An 18,046-nucleotide genomic window follows, 5' to 3' on the forward strand; every position below is an offset into this window, starting at 1 on the left:
GTAAGGACACTTCAAGGGGAGCGCACGTGCTCGAACTCACCATGGCCACGGTCTCCGGGACGGACGCGGGCGCGACCGCCGGGATGCTGATGGCCGACTCGCCCAGCGACCCGGGCGCGGTGCTGCGGGTGGGCCGGGACGAGACGGTGTGCCGGCTGGTGACACCGGACGACTGGCTGTTCATCTCGCGGGTCCATCTGGAGTTCCTGTGCGGACCCGAGGGCACCTGGCAGGTGAACTGGCTGCGCGGCTCCCAGCTCGACCCCTCCTCCGAAGTCCGGCTGATCGTCGGCGAGTACGCCCAGACCGTCGCCTACGGCGGCAGCGTGCCGCTGCCCCGGGGCGGCAGCGGCGAGATCGTCATCCAGGACCGCACCGGGCCACGCAGCGTCAACGTCGGCTTCTATCACGAGAGTTGACAAGCCTTGGGCGCCCTCAGTCGAGCACCCGGGCCAGCGCGAACCCGTCGTAGCCCTTCCTGCCCACCGTCTGGATCGCCGTACCGGACAGGCGCGCGTGGGAACCGATCAACTCAAGGGCGGTGCGCGTGCCGCGCACGTCCGGCGAGGTGTTGTCCGGGTCGGCGACCCGGCCGCCGCGGACCACGTTGTCGATGATGATCAGGCTGCCGGGGCGGGTGAGCTTGAGGGCCCACTCCACGTAGTTCGGGTTGTTGGCCTTGTCGGCGTCGATGAAGACCAGGTCGAAGGGGGCCTGGTCCTCGTCGACGAGTTCGGCCAGCGTCTCCAGGGCCGTGCCCACCCGCACCTCGACGATCTTGTCGAGGCCCGCGCGGGCGATGTTGCGGGTGGCGACCTCGGCGTGCTTCGCGTTGTACTCCAGGGTGACCAGCCGGCCGTCGGCGGGCAGCGCGCGGGCCATCCAGATCGTGCTGTAGCCGCCGAGCGTGCCGATCTCCAGGATGCGGGAGGCGCCCTGGATCAGGGCGAGGAGATGGAGCAGCTTGCCCGCCGCGCCGGACACCGAGATCCCCGGGAGCCCGGCCGCCTCGCTGTCCCGCAGGGCCGCCGCCAGCACTTCGTCGTCCGGCGCCAGGTGGCCGGTGAAGTAGTCGTCGACGTCGTCCCACACCTGTGACTCGCTCATCGCTGTGCCTTCCGTCTTTCCACGCGTCTTTCCGCTGACGATCACTTCCTACCCAAGTACCCGCCGGATCGCCACGGGGATATTTGCTGTGCCCAGGCAACCCGGGGCCGACTATCGTCATCCGGACAAAAGGAGGGCGGACGTCAGGTGAAGAGGGGGTTGCCTGCGTCTCTCCCGCCGGGGGTGCGAACCTCATAGGGTTCACAGAGGGACAGCCGCGCGTGAGACGCGTGGGACGAGCGGGGCGGGAGGCCTACGAGGCGTGGCGAACGTGGAGCACAGCGGGCGACCGGCGAGAGCCGCGGGAGCATTCGGGTCGAGCGCCGCCGGGACGGCCAGGGCACGTCTGCGCGCGGCGCGGCTGGTCCTGTGGCTGGTCGCCGCGGTCCTCGCCGTACGGCAGGTGGCCGTGGTCCTCAGCACCCCGCGCGGGGACCGCCTGACCGACCTGGAGACGTGGGTCGGTCCGAACGGCGTCCTGCATGTGAAGGGCTCGCTGTACGACTCGACGCAGTTCACCGGCACCCCCTTCGCCGGCCTCGTCCTCAAGCCCCTCACCCGTGCGGCCGAGCAGGCCCTCGGCTGGGGCTGGACCTTCGGCACCCTGCTGCTCGTCGTGGCGCTCGGTCTGGTCGTCTCCCGCGCCCTGCCACAGCCCGTCACCCGCCGTGCCTCGCTGCTCGCCGCGCCCGTCGCGATCAGCCTGCTCATGCTGTCGCTGCCGGTGCGCAACACGCTCTGGCTCGGCCAGACCAGCATCATCCCGGTCCTGCTCGTGCTGCTCGGTTGCTTCACGGTGCGCGGCGAGCGGGCCAGTGGCGTGCTGATCGGTCTCGCCGCCGCGCTCCAGCCCACCGTGCTGCTGTTCGCTCCGCTGCTGTGGTTCACCGGCCGCCGCCGGGCCGCCGTAACCTCCGCGCTGACGTTCGCCACGAGCGTCGTGATCGCGTGGGCGGCGATGCCGCACGACTCGTACACCTACTGGGTGCACCACATGGCCGGGGTCGGCCTCGGCGGCAAGGCGGACGCCCTGGGCAACCAGTCCCTGCACGGCGCCCTGCTGCGGCTCGACCTGACCGGCCCGCTGGAGATCGGCGTCTTCCTCGCGCTCGGCGCCGCCGTCACCTACCTGGGCCTGCGCCGGGCCGTGCGGTACGCGCGTGACGGACAACTGCTGCTCGCGGTCGCGGTCACCGGCTGCGCGGCGATCGCGGTGTCGCCGACGACCTGGCAGCACCAACTGCTGTGGGTGCTGCTCGCGGTGGTGGGCCGGGTCGGCAAGCGGGCCTCGGACCGCTTCGTGTGGCCGGTCGCGGTGGTCCTCGTGGTCACGCTGCCCGCGAAGATGATGCTGCCGAACATGCCGGCCCTCTACCCGCTGCGTGACAACGTCGTCCTGCTGATGGCGCTGGCCGCCGCGACCGCCGTGCCGTTCCTGTCCCGGACGTCGGAGTACTACCGGCGGCCGGTCCCCACGGAGTACGCCGAGCCGGTCCCGACCCGCTGGCAGCACGTCCCGCTGCTGCCGCACCTGCGCCGGGTCCTGACCCGCCCGAACCTCCTCCTCGAACTTCTCCTGATCCGGGTCACCTACGCCGCCTACCAGCAGGTCCGCCTAGCCGCGACGGGCGGCACCAACGCGGGCGGTCGGGCCACGGCCGAGCACCACGGCCACGAGATCCTCTCGATCGAGCGCTTCCTGCACATCGACATCGAGCACGCGGTCAACCACTGGGTCGTGAAGGTCGACTTCCTCAAGGACTTCTTCAACTTCTACTACGAGTCCTTCCACTTCGTGGTCCCGCTGGCCGTCATGGCCGTCCTCTACTGGCGCCGCCCCGTCGACTACCGCTGGGCCCGCTCCGCCCTCGGCTTCGCCACCCTCCTCGCCCTGATCGGCTTCTGGCTCTACCCGCTGGCCCCACCGCGCCTGCTGCCCGGCCTCGGCATCATCGACACGGTCCACGGCGTCCAGGACTTCTCCAAGCCGGACTACGGCACTCTCACCGCCCTCACCAACCAGTACGCGGCGATGCCGTCCCTGCACTTCGGCTGGTCCCTGTGGTGCGGTGTCGTGATCGTGGCCCTCGCCCCCAAGTGGTGGATGAAGGCGCTGGGCCTCCTGCACCCGTTCTTCACCGTCTCCGCGATCGTCGCGACCGGCAACCACTGGGTGCTGGACGCGGTCGGCGGCGGGGCGGTGGTCGCGGCGGGCTTCGGCCTGGCGTATGTGTTCCAGGGGCCGCGGGCGCGGTCGGTGACTCAACAAGCTGAGATCAGCGCCGAGTTGGAGCCGACGAGGGGCGAACAGATCCGGAGCTGAGGCGGTCAGCGTTTCTTCGGGGGCGAATGGATACCGACGAACCAGGAGTCCGCAGTCCGGCTCTTTCGGTAGAAGGTGTCCGGTTGCACCGGGTCGCACAACGCGACCAGGACGTCACCCTCGCGCAGCTCCACGGCTCTCCCGTCCTGCCGCTCTTCCGCACTCCGTGCAGGTGCCTTCTGGCTCGCCAGGGCATCCGCCTCACTTCGTCGAGAGCTCCCACGGAGTGAGGCGCATCGGAACTTTTCATGACCGGCACTCGAACCACACCGTCTTCCCACCCCCCGCCTTCCGCGTAACCCCCCACTTATCGGTCACCGCGTCCAGCAGCACAAGCCCCCGCCCGTTCTCCGACTCGGTGTCCAACTCCGCGTTCAGGTCCGGGAGTTGAGAGGAGCCGTCGCTCACCTCGACCCGGACGCCCGTCGGCACTCGCAGCAACAGCAGCGCGCAGCGCCGGTCCGGAACATGCCGTACGACATTGGCGACCAGCTCCGTCATGGCCAGTTCGACGGCGTCCGACAGCTCCGGCATGCCCCACTCCAGCAGGCACGAGCGGACGATACGGCGGATGTGCCGGGCGGAGTGTTCACCCACGGTGAGGCGCATGACGTACCGCTGGCGGTGGGGAACGGCCAGCATGGGAGGGGGAATTGGTTGGTTCACATTACGAGCCTGAAGCCTCGCCGCTACCCTCGGCAACTGTGTGAATACAACCCGTTCACGGGTGGACAGGTCGGGAGACAAGGGGGCTTCGCGTGACCCACATCAACACGCTCGATCCGGGCGCGTCACCACTGGACTACTACGGCTTCGAGCTGCGCCGCTACCGGGAGGCGGCGGGCCTCACGCAGCGCCAATTGGGCGTCATCATCAACTACACCGGCTCACTGATCGGCCAGATCGAGACGGCCAGGAAGCTGCCGACGCTGGAGTTCAGTCGGCGGGTGGACGCGGCGCTGGGGACGGGCGGGTTGCTGACGCGGTTGCTGGATCTGGTGCTGCGGAGTCAACTCCCGTCCTGGTTCCAGCAGGTGGCCGAGTTGGAGGCGCGGGCGGCCGAGATCTGCACCTTCCAGACGCAGATGGTGCACGGCCTCTTCCAGACCGAGGCCTACGCCCGTGCCACGCTCGCCACGATGGACGGGACCAACCTCGACGACCGCACCGCTGTGCGGCTGGCGCGTCAGCGTATCTTCAAGAAGCAGAATCCGCCGGTCGCGTGGATGATCCTCAGCGAGTCCGCGCTGTACCAGGAGATCGGCGGCCCCCGGGTCATGCGCGGCCAACTGGCCAGCCTGTTGGCTTGCGAGCACAATCCCCGGATCAACATCCAGATCCTGCCGTTCGCGGCCGGAGCACACGCTGGACTGACAGGCTCGTTCACCCTCTTTCGCTTTGAGAGCGATCCGACTATCGCTTACACCGAGGGTTATGGAAGTGGGCATCCAACCGCCAACCCGAACACTGTCGAGGACTGTTCACTCCGTTACGATCATCTGCAAGCCGCCGCCCTCTCCATCCGAGACTCGGCGGAGCTGATCCGGCGCGTGATGGAGGAACGTTATGGGGAACAACGCGATGCCGACGGGGACTCAGTGGCGGAAGTCCAGCTACAGCAGTGACCAGGGCGGCGAGTGCGTAGAGGTGGCCGAAGCCCCTCTCCTCGCCATCCGAGACTCCAAGACCCCGGCGGGACCGATCCTCACCCCCGGCCCCGCCGCATTCACCACCTTCGTCAACTGGGCCGCTACGACTGCTCGTTGAAGTAGTAGTCGTGGTCGAGGTCCGCGAGCAGCCCGATCCGGGTCGGTGTCCAGCCGAACCGCTTCCGGGTGAGCGTGCTCGTGCCGATCAGGTCGGACGAGTAGAAATGGCCCAGCCAGCCGAAGTGGGCCCCGGCCTCCTCGACCGGCACGCTCTTCACCGGTAGGTCCAGCCGCTTGCCGATGACCTCGGCGATCTCCCGTACGGGGATGCCCTCGTCGTCGACCGCGTGCAGGACCGTGCCCGCCGGGGCGTTCTCCAGGGCCAACCGGAACAGCACCGCCGCGTCGTCGCGGTGGACGGCGGCCCAGCGGTTGGTGCCGTCGCCGGGGTAGGCCGAGACGCCCTTGGCGCGGGCGATGCCGATGACGCCGGGGACGAAGGCGTGGTCGCCCTCGCCGTGCACCTGGGGGAGTCGTACGACCGAGGCCCGGACGCCGCGCGCGGCCGACGCCAGGGCCGTCACCTCCGCCGGGAGGCGGTCCAGGTCGGGGCGGGCGGTGGGGTCGGGTACGTCGTCCTCGCTCGGGCCGTGGCTCATCACGGAGGCGATGACGAGGGGGCGGTCCGAGCCGGAGAGGGTCTCGGTCAGGGCCTTGACCGCGCTCAGGTCGATCGCGACACAGGCCGCGTAGTTCGAGAAGTCGTGGATGAAACCGGTGTGGATCACACCGTCGCAGGCGGAGGCGCCGGCGCGCAGGGCGTCGAGGTCCTCCAGGGAGCCCCGGTGGACCTCGGCGCCGGTCGCCGCGAGTTGGTCCGCTGAGGTGTCGGAGCGGGCGAGGCCCAGCACTTGGTGTCCCGAGTCGAGCAGTTCGCGGACGACGGCGCCGCCGACGAAACCGGTCGCTCCGGTGACGAAAACACGCATGACGAAATCACCCCAGGTGGGTTCGGAAGTGGTGTGCTTCCAGCGTGCGCCCGCCGGGTGTGGCCCGTCCAAGACGGACTCCGGAAGACGTGATTCGGTTCCGGTATCAGTGCAGCTCGGGCGGTCGCGCGGTCGTACAGTCGAGGGATGAGCGATCTGGATCTGCGTCTGGTGCGCTGCTTCACCGTCGTCGCCGAGGAACTGCACTTCGGCCGGGCGGCGGCCGCGCTGCATCTCGCGCAGCCGTCCCTGAGCCGTCATGTGCGGCGGCTTGAGGGCGAGTTGGGGGTACGGCTCTTCGACCGGACCACGCAGGGCACGCGGTTGACCGAGGCGGGGGAGGCGTTCCTGCCCCGGGCGGAGGCGCTGCTGCGGTCGGCGGAGGAGGCGACGGCGCTGGTGCGGGCGGTCGCGGAGCCGAGCCGGGTCGTCATCGGGTTCATGACGGGGCTCATCGTCACCCCGGCGGTGATCGCCCTGCGGGGGCAGCGCCCGGACGCCGAGGTGCACAGCCGCTTCCTCGGCTGGGGCGAGCTGCCGTCCGCCCTGCTGGAGCACCGGGTGGACGTGGTGGTGGGCCGACTCCCGTTCCCCACCGAGGGGTTGAGCGTGACGGTCCTCTACGAGGAACCCCGGGTGCTGATGATGCCGGTCACCCACCGGCTGGCCGGCAAGGAGTACGTCACCCTCGACGACATCGCGGACGAGCCCGTACCCCGTTTCCCCGACGAGGAGTTCAGCGCGTTCTGGCGCGTCGACCCCCGCCCCGACGGCACCCCGGCACCGGACGGCCCCCTGGTCAAGGAGTTGGAGGACAAGCTCGAACTCATCGCCGCGGGCGAGGCGGTGGCCCTCGCTCCGGCAGGCGCCGTAGCAAAGGGCCTACGCCCCGACCTGACCACGGCCCCGATCGAGGGCGTGTCCCCCATCCCGGTAGTCCTGGCCATCCGCGCGGGCGAGGAGAACCGCCCGTTGCTCGCGGCTTTCCACGCCTGCGCGAAGGCTCATCTGTCCTGAGCTTGGGCTTCGCCAACTGGCCTGCTACGCCCGGTGGATGGCTGCCGGCCACCCCGGCGTGCGCGCTCGCTTGGGTCTGTCGCGCCGTGTACATGCAGGCCGTTCCGGCTGCCCGCGCGAGGACTCAACTGGCCTGCTGTGGCTGGTGGTTGGACGTCGGCGGCTCTGGTCCCGTGGCGTGGCGTCCGACCACGGCTCCCGGCGAGGATGTCGCACCGCGTTTACCCCGGGCTGCCTTGCCGGTCAGCGCGGGCGACGGAGGCCGCCCCCCTGCTCGCGGCCCTCCGCGCCCGCGCCGAATGCGAGTCGGCCCCCTCAACCGCTCGGCTACAGCCGCTGGATGATCGTCCCCGTAGCCAACGCCCCACCCGCGCACATCGTGATCAGCGCGAACTCCTTGTCCGCGCGCTCCAGTTCATGCAGGGCGGTGGTGATCAGGCGGGCGCCGGTCGCGCCGACCGGGTGGCCGAGGGCGATCGCGCCGCCGTTCACGTTGACCTTCTCCAGGTCCTGGCCGAAGACCTGGGCCCAGCTCAACACCACTGACGCGAAAGCCTCGTTGATCTCGACGATGTCGATGTCCTTGAGTGTCATGCCGGCTTTGCCGAGCACCGCGCGCGTCGCGTCGATCGGGCCGTCGAGGTGGTAGTGCGGGTCGGCGCCGACCAGTGCCTGGGCGACGATCCGGGCCCGGGGGCGGAGTTTGAGGGCCCGGGCCATGCGCTTCGAGGCCCACATGATCGCCGAGGCGCCGTCGCTGATCTGCGAGGAGTTGCCGGCCGTGTGCACGGCCGTGGGCATGACGGGCTTGAGCCGTGCCAGCGCCTCCATCGAGGTGTCGCGCAGCCCCTCGTCCCGGTCGACGAGCCGCCACATGCCGTGGCCCGCGCGCTGCTCGTCCTCCGTCGTCGGCACCTGGACGGCGAACGTCTCCTTCTTGAAGCGTTCCTCGGACCAGGCGATCGCCGCCCGCTCCTGCGAGATCAGCCCGAGCGAGTCGACGTTCTCGCGGGTCAACTGCCGGTTGCGGGCGATGCGTTCGGCGGCCTCGAACTGGTTGGGCAGGTCGACGTTCCACTCGTCCGGGAACGGCTTCCCGGGCCCGTGCTTGGACCCGGAGCCCAGCGGCACCCGGGACATCGCCTCGACGCCACAGCTGATCCCGACGTCGATGACACCCGCCGCGATCATGTTGGCGGTCATGTGCGAGGCCTGCTGCGAGGACCCGCACTGACAGTCGACCGTCGTGGCCGCCGTCTCGTACGGCAGGCCCATGGCCAGCCAGGCCGTGCGCGCGGGGTTCATGGACTGCTCGCCGGCATGCGTCACCGTGCCGCCGACGACCTGCTCGACGCAGTCGGCGTGAATGCCGGTGCGGCCGAGGAGTTCACGGTAGGTCTCGCCCAGGAGATAGGCGGGATGCAGATTGGCGAGCGCTCCGCCGCGCTTGCCGATGGGGGTGCGTACGGCTTCCACGATGACGGGTTCCGCGACCATGGGACACGTCCTCTCCTCGTACACCGCGCGGCGCGGGCGTCCCGGCCACCCGCCACGCAGAACTAGTACGCGTTCTAGTTCTGTGTGCAGTCTGCTGACAGGCCGTCCACAACCGCAAGGGTCGTGCAGGGAATTCGGCTTGCCGTACCCCTTGCGAGTTGTAGAACCCGTTATTACCTTCACGGCAGCCCGGTTCCTGATGACCCGTCAGATGGCGGGAGTTGACGGGAGTTGACGATGCCCTGTCCAGCGATGCCCGACGGGTTCGACTTCACCGACCCCGACCTGCTCCACCACCGCGTGCCCCTACCGGAGTTCGCCGAGCTGCGCGCGGCCGAGCCGGTGCGCTGGATCCCGCAGCCCGCCAACATCGCCGGCTTCCAGGACGAGGGCTACTGGGCCGTCACCCGGCACGCCGACGTCCGGTACGTCTCCACCCACCCGGAGATCTTCTCCTCGTACCTCAACACGGCGATCATCCGCTTCAACGAGCACATGGAGCGCGCCTCGATCGACGCCCAGCGCCTGATCCTGCTCAACATGGACCCGCCGGAACACACCCGGGTCCGCCAGATCGTCCAACGCGGCTTCACCCCACGGGCGATCCGCGCCCTGGAGGAACGCCTGCGCGACCGCGCCCAGTCGATCGTGACGAACGCCCGCGCCCACCCCGGCCCCTTCGACTTCGTCACCGAGGTCGCCTGCGAACTGCCCCTCCAGGCCATCGCCGAACTCATCGGCATCCCGCAGGACGACCGCACCAAGATCTTCGACTGGTCCAACAAGATGATCGCCTACGACGATCCCGAGTACGCCATCACCGAGCAGGTCGGCGCCGAATCCGCCGCCGAACTCATCGCCTACTCCATGGCCATGGCCGCCGAGCGCAAGCAGTGCCCGGCCCACGACATCGTCAGCACCCTGGTCGCCGCCGAGGACGAAGGCAACCTGAACTCCGACGAGTTCGGCTTCTTCGTGCTGATGCTGTCGGTGGCCGGCAACGAGACGACGCGCAACGCCATCACCCACGGCATGCACGCCTTCCTGACCCACCCGGAGCAGTGGGAACTCTACAAACGCGAGCGTCCGTCGACCGCCGCCGAGGAGATCGTCCGCTGGGCCACCCCGGTCAACGCCTTCCAGCGCACGGCCACTCAAGACACCGAACTCGGCGGCAAGTTGATTCACCAGGGCGACCGGGTCGGCATCTTCTACGCCTCGGCCAACCACGACCCCGAGGTCTTCGAGAACCCGGACGTCTTCGACGTGATGCGCGACCCGAACCCGCATCTGGGCTTCGGCGGCGGGGGCCCGCACTACTGCCTCGGCAAGTCCCTGGCCGTCCTCGAAATCGACCTGATCTTCAACGCGATCGCGGACGCGATGCCGAACCTGACCCTGACGGGCGACCCGCGCCGACTGCGCTCCGCGTGGATCAACGGGGTCAAGGAGCTTCAGGTGACCGCCGGTTGAGGCGATCTCCTTCGAGGTGACCACACAGCTCGGGCCGGCGGCATCCCGGCGCCGCCGGCCCGTCCTCAACCACCGCCGTGCTTACTTCCGTATGGCGAACTTCATGAGCTCGCGCTCGTCCCCCTGCTTGATCTTCCCGGTCTCGTTGATGACCAGGAGCTTCCAACTGCCGCCCTCCCGGACCGCCTTGGCGACCGCGCAGCCGTTGTCGGCGCTGAGCAGGTTGGGCCAGATCTCGGCGACCTGCTGGGTGGAGCCGCCGCTCGCGTCGTACACCTTGAAGGCGATGTTCCGTGCCTTCTGGAAGGAACTGCCCTTCTTGTAGGCCGCGGCGACGAACACGATCGAGGTGATGGCGGCCGGGATCTTGGTGAGGTCGACGGTCACCGTCTCGTCGTCGCCGTCGCCCTTGCCGGTCTGGTTGTCACCGCTGTGCAGCAACGAGCCGTTGCCCAGCGGGTCCAGGGAGTCGAGCCCGGCGAGTCGCACCGGCTCCGCGCCCTGCATCGCGATGGCGATCAGATCGAGGTCGGTACCGGCCTTCTGGCGCAGCTTCCCGATGATGCCGCCGCTGCTGCCGACGGTCGGGTCCCAGGATGCCCCGATCTCCAGTTGGGTCACTCCGTCCAGATCCGCCGGACCGTCTTCCTTCGTGAGCGTGATCATGTGTGATCGATCCTTTTGATCGTGGGACTCAGACGCACGAATTCTGCCTTCTTGGGCAGCCTTTGGGCTACTCCCGTCCGGACGCGGTCACGGCGAACACCCCGGCGGCCAGGGCCGCGACCAGGAGCGGGTAGCGCAGATCGTGATGCAGAGTGAGCCAGGCGCCGAGGAACGCGCCGAGGAGCATCGCGACGGCCGCCGAGGCGCGGCGGAAGGAACCCGGGCCCGAAGCGCCGCCCGCGGTCGAGTCGGCGACGAGACCGGTCAGGGTCATCGTCAGGACCGTGGTGGTCGTGAAGTCGGTGACCTTGAGCTTGCGGACCGTCGCGTTGCGCAGGCCCATCGCCAAGGCGGTGAGGGCGATCAAGGGGTGCGTGGTGGCGCTGTCGCCCGGTGCCACGAAGGCGATCACCGTGGCGATACCGACGAGCAGGGCCTCCGCGCCGAGACTCACCCGGGCCAAGGTGCGGCGCGACCCGGTCTCCATCCGTGCCGCGATCCGGCCCCCGACCGCAGCGCCCAGCACGAAGGCGCCGAGGGAGGTGAGGGTGCGCGACACCGAGAAACCGGGTGCCCCGGCGGCGGCGAAGCCGAGGACCACCACGTTGCCGGTCATGTTCGCGGTGAAGACATTACCGAGGCCCAGATAACTCACCGCGTCGATCAGCCCGCTGACCACGGTCAGCCCCAGCAGCACGGGCACCAGCCGGACCCCGCGCGCTTCACGGTCGTAGGACTCCATGAACGCAATGTAGCGGCGGTCCCTTGAGTACCAGGGACCGCCGCTGCGTGCGTGCGTCTGTGTGGGCCGGTGATCAGTACCAGCCGTTGGACTGCCAGAAGCTCCAGGCCGCGGCGGGGCTGCCGTAGCGGGAGTTCATGTAGTCCAGGCCCCACTTGATCTGCGTGGCGGCGTTGGTCTTCCAGTCGGAACCGGCCGAGGCCATCTTCGAACCGGGCAGCGCCTGGACCAGGCCGTAGGCGCCGGAGGAGGAGTTCGTGGCGGTGACGTTCCAGCCGCTCTCGTGCTCGACGATCTTGCTGAACGCGTTGTACTGCGTGGCGCTCGGGATCATCTTGTGCGCGATCGACTGAGCGGAGGAGGCGGAGGTCGTCGCGGCCTGAGCGGGAGCCGAGGTCAGCACCATGCCGGTGGTGGCGGCGGCCAGAGCGGCGGCGGTCAGGGCCTTCTTCGGGGAGGCGATGCGAGCGACGATGCGGGAGACGGACACGGAGAACCTGTTTCTTCGGGGGCAGAGACGTCGTATGCGTGCCTGCTTCGCTGAATGCGCGGGGCGGGCAATGCGTCGGCGCCGAGGCCCGTGAGGACTCGTCGGCGCCGTGCGACTGCTCCAGAGAAGCACTCTCGATCCGTGTCCGCAAAGACCCCTTTTACTAGTTGTGGTCGCATGTGGGTGAATCATCAACTGTGTGACGTGGCTCTCAAACCCCAGGTCAGAGGCCATTGGGGCGCGTACATGCCACGCGAATGTCCTACTAATCCACTTCGTTGGTGACATGGGTCATGTGGGCCGCTTCACCGCATCTGTGACGGTTGGTGCGCGGTGTCTCACCCAGGGCGAGCAGGCGGTAGGTTCTGGCCATGTCGACGACGGGGAAACTGATCGGCTCCGGGCGTACCGCGGACGTGTACGAGATCGACGAGGCGTGGGTGCTGCGCCGCAACCGGGAGGACTGGGGGGACGCGGCGGCCGAGGGCGCGGTGATGGAGCATGTGCGGGCGCACGGCTATCCCGTGCCCCGGGTGCGCATCGGGACCTCGCGTACCTCGCGCACCGACCTGGTGATGGAACGGCTGACCGGGCCCACCATGCTGGAGGCCTTCGCCGCGGGTTCGGTCGGCGCGCGGGAGGCGGGCACCGTGCTCGCCGCGCTGCTACGGCAGCTGCACGCGATCCCCGGCCGACGCCCCGGCACCCGCGTCCTGCACCTCGACCTCCACCCGGAGAACGTGATGCTCACCCCGGCCGGCCCCCGCGTCATCGACTGGGGCACCGCGGAGGACGGCGACCCCGGGCTCGACTGGGGGCTCTCCGCGATCATCCTCGCCCAGGTCGCCGTGGACGACCTGCCGATCGCCGGCCCGGCCCGCGCGATGCTCGCCGCACTCCTCGCCGATCCCGCCGACCTCACGGAGGAGGGGCTGACGGAAGCGCGGCGGAGGCGTGCGGCGAACCCGACGATGACCGCGCACGAGGTCGAACTCCTGGGTGGGGCTGTGGAGTTGATCCGGTCGCTGGCGTAGTGCGCGCTTAGGCGCTGGTGCCAGGGGCCGGTCCGGCTGGGCGACCCGGCCGGACTATTGCTCAAGCTGGGCCGGCCCGGTCAGGTCCAGGACCCGCACCGGTGCCGTCACCTCCGACGGCTGGCACAGCACGAGCGCCAGGTCGTCGGTGGGCGGGCCGCCGGTGTGGGCGAGGAGTCGGTCGTACAGGGCGTGCAGGGCCGCGTCCGGCATCGGTTCGCTGAGGGCCGTCGCCGACTCGGTGAGGAGGGCGAAGGGGGTGCCGTCGGGGGCGCGGGAATCGGTGAGGCCGTCGGTGTAGAGGAGGAGCCGGTCGCCGGGCTGGAGCCGGACCCGGTACTGCCGCGGATCCGGGTGCAGGCCCAACGGCGGGGCGGGGACCCGGGGTTCGAGGAGCTCCAGTCGATGGCCCGAGCGCAGGGGCGCCGGATGACCGCAGTTGACCAGCCGCACCTCGCCCGGCCCGAACTCCACCAGCACCGCCGTGACGAAGTCCTCGGGGCCCAGACCGGGGGAGAGGCGGGCATCCAGCGCCTTCGCCAGGGCCGTCAAGTCCGGTGCCGTATGCACGAGTTCACGGAACCCGGTGACCGTGTCGGCCGCCGTCCGCAGCGCGTCGAGTCCGTGCCCGCGCGCGTCCCCGACCAGGACCCGCAGGCCGTAGGGCGTCACCGCGAGGTCGTAGAGATCGCCGCCGACCGAGGACTCGCGGTGCGCGCAGTGGTAGCGGGTGCTGACATGGGTGCCGGACAGGGTGCGGGAGACGGGCCGGAGGATCGTTTCCTGGGTGACGCGGGCCACCTCCCGTGCCTCCGCGAGCCGTTGCCGCAGCCGGCCGCGCTGACGGGCCGCGTAGACACTGCACGCGCAGCCCAGCAGCAGCCCGCCCCAGCCGACGGCGAACCCGGCGTCGAGCCGTGTGCCCGGTCCGAGACCCGCCGCCAGCGCGAGCAGCACGGTCCAGCAGCAGACCAGCACCGTACGGCGGGCGTTCAGAAAGGTCGCGGCCATCAGCGGTCCGATCGCCAGCAGCGGCAGGACCGGCTGCACCCGGCCGATCAGCAACCCCGGCGTCGCCGTCAGCAGACAACCGACCGGTGCGAGGAGCAAGCGGCGTCCTCCATCCATCACGTTCACGCCACGACGATCGCGGAATTCCGGTCTCCGCACCCATGCCGACCGCGAGTTGACCGACTCTCGATCGCAACGCGTCGATCCGGGGCGGCAAGTGATCGAAAAGAGAGACTGTCGTGGCGGCGACCCGACTTTTCCGGGCAGCCGTGGGCCGGGTCGCATGGAGCGCCGGCGTGCGGACACACTGGACCCCGTGCCGGACACGACTCACCCGAACCCCGGGGACCCCGGGAACCTCGGGAATCTGCCGCCCGAGACCCACAGTTTCGTCGGGCGGCGCGTCGAACTCGCCCGGCTGCACGCCGCGTTGGACCCTGGCGGTGCCGGAACGGCCAGGCTGGTGAGCGTCGTCGGGCCCGGCGGGGTCGGCAAGACCCGGCTCGCCCTGCGCGCGGCGACGGAGGCCCGGGACGCCTACCCCGACGGTGTCTGGCTGACCGAACTCTCGCCCCTGCACACCAGCGGGCTCGTCGACCTCGCCGTCATGGAGACGCTCCGGTTAGCCGATCAGTCGACCCGCCCGGTGGTCGACGTCATTGCCGAATGGGCGCACGGCAAACGGCTGTTGATCGTCCTCGACTCCTGCGAGCACCTCCTCGCCGACTGTGCCCGGCTCGCCGCCGCCCTGCTGTCCCGCGTGCCCGAACTGCGTGTCCTCGTCACCGGCCGGGAACGGCTCGCCCTGCCCGGCGAGGACGTCCTCCCGCTCGAACCACTGCCCGTGGACGACCGGACCGGCGATCTCGCCGAAGCCAGTGACGCCGTGACCCTCTTCGCCGAGCGCGCCGCGACCGCCGGACGCCCCCTGCGCGAAGGCGACTTGGCCGCCCGCGCCACCGCCACCGCCGTCTGCCGCCGCCTCGACGGCATCCCCCTCGCCCTCGAACTCGCCGCCGCCCGCCTCGCCGACCTCACCCTCGACGAACTCCACACCCGGCTCGGCGACCGTCTGCCCTCGCCCCTGGACCTGCTCAGCTCCGACACCGACGAACGCCCGCCACGCCACCGGACCTTGCGCACCGCCATCGGCTGGAGCCACGAACTGTGCGCCCCTCTCGAACGCCTGCTGTGGGCCCGGCTCTCCGTCTTCACCGGTGGTTTCGGCGCGGAGACCGCCCGACAGGTGTGCGCGGGCGGCCCGTTGGCCCCGGAGCGGATCGCCGGGCTCCTCGACCGGCTCGTCGCCCAGTCCATCGTGCTGCCCGACCTCGTGATGTCGGCCCGCTACCGGATGCTCGACACCGTCCGCGAGTACGGCACCGACTGGCTGCGCGCCCTCGGCGAGGAACACGCCGTACGCCGCCGCCACCGCGAGCACTACGCGCGCCTCGCCCACCAGGGCTGCGCCGAGTGGAACACGGGACGGCAGGCCGCCTGGTGCGAGCGCGTCCTGAGCGAACACGCCAATCTCCGCACGGCAGTCGAGAGCGCCCTCGCCGAACCGGACCGAGGGGCGGCCGTGGAGTTGGCGGGCCACATCGGGTTCCTGTGGCGGCACTGCGGCTACCTCCGCGAGGCCCAGCACTGCCTCGACCAGGCACTCGCCGCCGACCCGCCGCCCGGCCACGGCCGCACCCTCGCCCTGTGGTCGCGCGGCGCCGTCGCCATCCTCCGGGGCGACCAGGAGGCGGCGGCCAACTGGGCGCTGCGCTGCGCCGACGCGGCCCGCGAACAGCACTCCCCGGTCGCCACGGTCGCCGCCGTCTTCCTGCGGGGCGCCCACCTGGCGCTCACCGGCCGCCAGCACGAGGCCATCGACGTCCTGGCGGCCGCACCCCAACTCCCCCTCCAGGACGACGCGTTCGGCGCCGCCCAGCTCCAGGTCCGGCTCGCGCTCTCCTTCGCGCACGTCATGAGCGGCGCGTACGAGCGCGGCCGTGAGGTCGCCGCCGAGGTGCGCACGGCCAGCCGGCAACAGGGCGAGTACTGGTGCGGGGCCTACGCCGACTACCTGATCGCCCAGACGGACCTGGAGCGCGGCGACCTCCCGGCCGCGGTACGCGGCGCCCGCACCTCGATCGCGGGCCACGCCCTGCTGCACAACACGGCAGGCGCCGCCATGTCCCTCGACCTCCTGGCCGCCGCCGTCGCCGCCACCGGCGCCGCCCACCGCGCCGCCCACCTCCTCGGCATCGGCACCCGCCTCTGGGAACTCACCGGCCGCGCCCAGTTGGACTCCCCCGACCTCATAGCCACCCGCCGCACCTGCGAACTCCGCGTCCGCGAACGCCTCGGCGACGACACGTACGAGAGGGGGTACCGGGCGGGCCTGGCGATGTCGTACGACGAGGGGATCGTGTACGCGACGCGGCGTCAGTGACGCGGGGTGGGACCGCCGAACGGGAGGAACAGCGTCCGGGTGTCGATCAGCCAACTCCCGTCCACGCGACGGAAGGTGTCCTCGTAGTGGCCGACCTGGATCGGTGGACCGGCGGGCACCTGGCCGCCGTGATAGCCGTCGGTCCGGTACGTCGAGAAGTACGCCGTCGAGATCGCCGAGTCCGGAGAGGTGAGGGTGACGAGGACGTTGGACATCAGGCGGCGGGAGAGCCGGTCGGCGGGGCGGGCGCCGAAGTACTTCCGCAGCGCCTCCCGCCCCTCGACCAGCCGGTCCCCGTCCGGCCACTCCCATCTGCCGTCCTTGGTGAACAACTCGGAGACGGAGGACGGTTCACCGAGATCGAGCCGGCGGACGAAGTCCAGGACGACGCGCTCACAGGCGCGTTCGGCCAGGAGCTGCTGCAAAGGGTCCAGGTCCATGGGGACGTTGGTACCAGCCGCACCGCCCGCCCCACGACCGAATTACACCGCCACGTACCTCACCGGCTCGCTCCCCGTCACCGCCTCCGCCTGGCCCAGCTTCACCAGTCGCCGCAGATGCGCCTCGGCCTCGGACACCGCGATGTTCCTTGACTGGTAGGGGATTTGGGACCATGGCCGGTTCCACTCCATGCGCTCGGCGACCTGCCAGGCGGTGAGGGGTTCGGACAGCAGGGTGAGCAGGCCGGTCAGCCGGTCCTCGTGGTGGGTGAGCAACTCCCGTACGCGGCCGGTCGCGTCGGTGAAGGTGTGCTGGTGGGCCGGGAGCACCTCGGCGGGGGCGAGCCGGCCGATCCGCTCCAGGGAGTCGAGGTAGTCGCCGAGGGGGTCGGCGATCGTGGTGTCGTCCGGGTCCTCGTACAGGCCGATGTGCGGGGTGATCTCGGGGAGGAGGTGGTCGCCGGAGAACAGCCGTCCGTGGCCCGGGAGTTGGGCCGGGTGCTGCTCCTCCAGGTGCAGGCAGACATGGCCGGGTGTGTGGCCCGGTGTCCAGATCGCGCGCAGTCGGCGGCCCGGGATGTCGAGGAGTTCGCCGGGGACGATCTCGCGGTCGGGCAGCGCGGGCGCGAGACCCGGGACGCTGCGCGGGCGGGCGGCGCGCAGGGGAGCGAGGTGCTCCTCGGGGGCACCGGCCGCAGCCAGCTTCGCGCTCATGTACCTCAGCCAGCGGCCCGGTTCGGTCGAACGGGCCCGCCGGACGATCGCCGTGTCCGCCGCGTGCATCGCCAGCCACGCCCCGGACGCCTCGCGCACCCGCCCGGACAGGCCATGGTGGTCGGGGTGGTGGTGGGTGATGACCACACCGTGCACCTCGCCGACCGGCGTACCGCAGGCGTCCAGCCCCTCGACGAGGGTGTCCCAGGAGGCCGGGTCGTCCCAGCCCGTGTCGACCAGTACGGGTCCGCGATCGGTGTCGACGACGTACACCAGCGTCGTGCCAAGTGGGTTGTCGGGGATGGGGACTTCGATGGAGCGAACGCCGCCGCCGTGGTCGTGGACCTGAGCCATGGACTCCCCAATCGCCGCCTTCCGGCCACTATACGTGGACTCCATCGACCGGAACTGGTATTCAGTCTTCGTATCTGATGGATCGTCAGACTGTGCG

The 18,046-nt window shown here is 70.3% G+C and carries 18 protein-coding genes; 8 read left to right on the plus strand and 10 right to left on the minus strand.

What is annotated here, in order from left to right:
• The first annotated feature begins 26 nt into the window (after window positions 1-26).
• Window positions 27-419, plus strand: a complete 393-nt coding sequence (locus AB0M63_RS22140) for a hypothetical protein (RefSeq protein ID WP_355917204.1) — start codon at window positions 27-29, stop codon at window positions 417-419.
• Window positions 420-435: 16 nt separating this feature from the next.
• Here the strand turns inward: AB0M63_RS22140 and AB0M63_RS22145 are convergent, their stop codons facing one another.
• Entirely contained in the window at window positions 436-1,107 is a 672-nt protein-coding gene (locus AB0M63_RS22145) for an O-methyltransferase (RefSeq protein ID WP_366020553.1), read from the minus strand.
• 262 nt (window positions 1,108-1,369) lie between these two features.
• Here AB0M63_RS22145 and AB0M63_RS22150 point away from each other — a divergent pair, with 262 nt between their 5' ends.
• Window positions 1,370-3,430 carry a bifunctional glycosyltransferase 87/phosphatase PAP2 family protein gene (locus AB0M63_RS22150; protein WP_366020554.1) on the plus strand — a complete coding sequence of 687 codons (2,061 nt, stop codon included), beginning with the start codon at window positions 1,370-1,372 and terminating at the stop codon, window positions 3,428-3,430.
• Window positions 3,431-3,676: 246 nt separating this feature from the next.
• Here the strand turns inward: AB0M63_RS22150 and AB0M63_RS22155 are convergent, their stop codons facing one another.
• The gene (locus AB0M63_RS22155) at window positions 3,677-4,072 is read right to left on the minus strand and encodes an ATP-binding protein (protein WP_355917195.1); all 396 of its coding nucleotides are present in this window, start codon (window positions 4,070-4,072) and stop codon (window positions 3,677-3,679) included.
• A 116-nt stretch (window positions 4,073-4,188) separates the two neighbouring features.
• On the opposite strand from AB0M63_RS22155, the gene AB0M63_RS22160 reads away from it, so the two are divergent.
• Both AB0M63_RS22160 and AB0M63_RS22165 read left to right on the plus strand, forming a co-directional pair.
• Window positions 4,189-5,055 (plus strand): helix-turn-helix transcriptional regulator, encoded by an 867-nt coding sequence (locus AB0M63_RS22160; RefSeq protein WP_366020555.1) that lies wholly within the window; start codon window positions 4,189-4,191, stop codon window positions 5,053-5,055.
• Window positions 5,012-5,197 carry a DUF397 domain-containing protein gene (locus tag AB0M63_RS22165; RefSeq protein ID WP_366020556.1) on the plus strand — a complete coding sequence of 62 codons (186 nt, stop codon included), beginning with the start codon at window positions 5,012-5,014 and terminating at the stop codon, window positions 5,195-5,197. The genes AB0M63_RS22160 and AB0M63_RS22165 overlap by 44 nt, the downstream gene beginning before the upstream one ends.
• On the opposite strand, the gene AB0M63_RS22170 is transcribed toward AB0M63_RS22165, so the two are convergent.
• Window positions 5,181-6,068: an SDR family oxidoreductase gene (locus AB0M63_RS22170; RefSeq protein ID WP_366020557.1), complete on the minus strand. Its 888-nt coding sequence runs from the start codon at window positions 6,066-6,068 to the stop codon at window positions 5,181-5,183. The two genes, AB0M63_RS22165 and AB0M63_RS22170, sit on opposite strands and share 17 nt — an antisense overlap.
• 147 nt (window positions 6,069-6,215) lie before the next feature.
• Between AB0M63_RS22170 and AB0M63_RS22175 the strand changes: the two genes are divergently transcribed.
• Window positions 6,216-7,085: a LysR family transcriptional regulator gene (locus AB0M63_RS22175; RefSeq protein WP_366020558.1), complete on the plus strand. Its 870-nt coding sequence runs from the start codon at window positions 6,216-6,218 to the stop codon at window positions 7,083-7,085.
• A 327-nt stretch (window positions 7,086-7,412) separates the two neighbouring features.
• On the opposite strand, the gene AB0M63_RS22180 is transcribed toward AB0M63_RS22175, so the two are convergent.
• On the minus strand, window positions 7,413-8,582 hold the full coding sequence (locus tag AB0M63_RS22180; RefSeq protein ID WP_355917181.1) for a steroid 3-ketoacyl-CoA thiolase: 1,170 nt from the start codon (window positions 8,580-8,582) through the stop codon (window positions 7,413-7,415).
• A gap of 237 nt (window positions 8,583-8,819) precedes the next feature.
• On the opposite strand from AB0M63_RS22180, the gene AB0M63_RS22185 reads away from it, so the two are divergent.
• Window positions 8,820-10,055 carry a cytochrome P450 gene (locus AB0M63_RS22185; protein WP_366020559.1) on the plus strand — a complete coding sequence of 412 codons (1,236 nt, stop codon included), beginning with the start codon at window positions 8,820-8,822 and terminating at the stop codon, window positions 10,053-10,055.
• A gap of 81 nt (window positions 10,056-10,136) precedes the next feature.
• On the opposite strand, the gene AB0M63_RS22190 is transcribed toward AB0M63_RS22185, so the two are convergent.
• The 3 genes from AB0M63_RS22190 to AB0M63_RS22200 all read right to left on the minus strand — a co-directional run bounded on the left by AB0M63_RS22190 (window position 10,137) and on the right by AB0M63_RS22200 (window position 11,953).
• Entirely contained in the window at window positions 10,137-10,721 is a 585-nt protein-coding gene (locus AB0M63_RS22190; RefSeq protein ID WP_355917175.1) for a TerD family protein, read from the minus strand.
• Between the two features lie 67 nt (window positions 10,722-10,788).
• Window positions 10,789-11,463, minus strand: a complete 675-nt coding sequence (locus tag AB0M63_RS22195; protein WP_355917173.1) for a YoaK family protein — start codon at window positions 11,461-11,463, stop codon at window positions 10,789-10,791.
• Window positions 11,464-11,536: 73 nt separating this feature from the next.
• Window positions 11,537-11,953, minus strand: coding sequence for a transglycosylase SLT domain-containing protein (locus tag AB0M63_RS22200; protein ID WP_355917170.1), 417 nt, complete (start codon window positions 11,951-11,953; stop codon window positions 11,537-11,539).
• Window positions 11,954-12,324: 371 nt separating this feature from the next.
• Between AB0M63_RS22200 and AB0M63_RS22205 the strand changes: the two genes are divergently transcribed.
• Window positions 12,325-12,987, plus strand: a complete 663-nt coding sequence (locus tag AB0M63_RS22205; RefSeq protein ID WP_355917167.1) for a phosphotransferase — start codon at window positions 12,325-12,327, stop codon at window positions 12,985-12,987.
• A 54-nt stretch (window positions 12,988-13,041) separates the two neighbouring features.
• Here AB0M63_RS22205 and AB0M63_RS22210 read toward each other — a convergent pair whose 3' ends face one another.
• Window positions 13,042-14,097, minus strand: coding sequence for a PP2C family protein-serine/threonine phosphatase (locus tag AB0M63_RS22210; RefSeq protein ID WP_355917164.1), 1,056 nt, complete (start codon window positions 14,095-14,097; stop codon window positions 13,042-13,044).
• 217 nt (window positions 14,098-14,314) lie between these two features.
• On the opposite strand from AB0M63_RS22210, the gene AB0M63_RS22215 reads away from it, so the two are divergent.
• The gene (locus AB0M63_RS22215) at window positions 14,315-16,441 is read left to right on the plus strand and encodes an AAA family ATPase (protein ID WP_366020560.1); all 2,127 of its coding nucleotides are present in this window, start codon (window positions 14,315-14,317) and stop codon (window positions 16,439-16,441) included.
• On the opposite strand, the gene AB0M63_RS22220 is transcribed toward AB0M63_RS22215, so the two are convergent.
• Both AB0M63_RS22220 and AB0M63_RS22225 read right to left on the minus strand, forming a co-directional pair.
• A complete protein-coding gene (locus AB0M63_RS22220) occupies window positions 16,435-16,881 on the minus strand; it encodes a nuclear transport factor 2 family protein (RefSeq protein ID WP_366020561.1) in 447 nt (148 codons plus the stop codon). The two genes, AB0M63_RS22215 and AB0M63_RS22220, sit on opposite strands and share 7 nt — an antisense overlap.
• 42 nt (window positions 16,882-16,923) lie before the next feature.
• Window positions 16,924-17,949: an MBL fold metallo-hydrolase gene (locus AB0M63_RS22225; protein WP_355917155.1), complete on the minus strand. Its 1,026-nt coding sequence runs from the start codon at window positions 17,947-17,949 to the stop codon at window positions 16,924-16,926.
• Window positions 17,950-18,046 lie beyond the last annotated feature (97 nt).

This window comes from Streptomyces sp. NPDC051576, from assembly GCF_040681835.1.
Classification (GTDB): Bacteria; Actinomycetota; Actinomycetes; order Streptomycetales; family Streptomycetaceae; genus Streptomyces.

What these genes read in the sequence shown, in the direction of transcription:
- AB0M63_RS22205 (WP_355917167.1), top strand. Translation starts at nt 12,325, where the DNA reads ATGTCGACGACGGGGAAACTGATCGGCTCCGGGCGTACCGCGGACGTG.
- AB0M63_RS22180 (WP_355917181.1), bottom strand. Translation starts at nt 8,582, where the DNA reads ATGGTCGCGGAACCCGTCATCGTGGAAGCCGTACGCACCCCCATCGGC.
- AB0M63_RS22175 (WP_366020558.1), top strand. Translation starts at nt 6,216, where the DNA reads ATGAGCGATCTGGATCTGCGTCTGGTGCGCTGCTTCACCGTCGTCGCC.
- AB0M63_RS22155 (WP_355917195.1), bottom strand. Translation starts at nt 4,072, where the DNA reads ATGCTGGCCGTTCCCCACCGCCAGCGGTACGTCATGCGCCTCACCGTG.
- AB0M63_RS22170 (WP_366020557.1), bottom strand. Translation starts at nt 6,068, where the DNA reads ATGCGTGTTTTCGTCACCGGAGCGACCGGTTTCGTCGGCGGCGCCGTC.
- AB0M63_RS22145 (WP_366020553.1), bottom strand. Translation starts at nt 1,107, where the DNA reads ATGAGCGAGTCACAGGTGTGGGACGACGTCGACGACTACTTCACCGGC.
- AB0M63_RS22225 (WP_355917155.1), bottom strand. Translation starts at nt 17,949, where the DNA reads ATGGCTCAGGTCCACGACCACGGCGGCGGCGTTCGCTCCATCGAAGTC.
- AB0M63_RS22165 (WP_366020556.1), top strand. Translation starts at nt 5,012, where the DNA reads ATGCCGACGGGGACTCAGTGGCGGAAGTCCAGCTACAGCAGTGACCAG.
- AB0M63_RS22195 (WP_355917173.1), bottom strand. Translation starts at nt 11,463, where the DNA reads ATGGAGTCCTACGACCGTGAAGCGCGCGGGGTCCGGCTGGTGCCCGTG.
- AB0M63_RS22190 (WP_355917175.1), bottom strand. Translation starts at nt 10,721, where the DNA reads ATGATCACGCTCACGAAGGAAGACGGTCCGGCGGATCTGGACGGAGTG.
- AB0M63_RS22220 (WP_366020561.1), bottom strand. Translation starts at nt 16,881, where the DNA reads ATGGACCTGGACCCTTTGCAGCAGCTCCTGGCCGAACGCGCCTGTGAG.
- AB0M63_RS22185 (WP_366020559.1), top strand. Translation starts at nt 8,820, where the DNA reads ATGCCCTGTCCAGCGATGCCCGACGGGTTCGACTTCACCGACCCCGAC.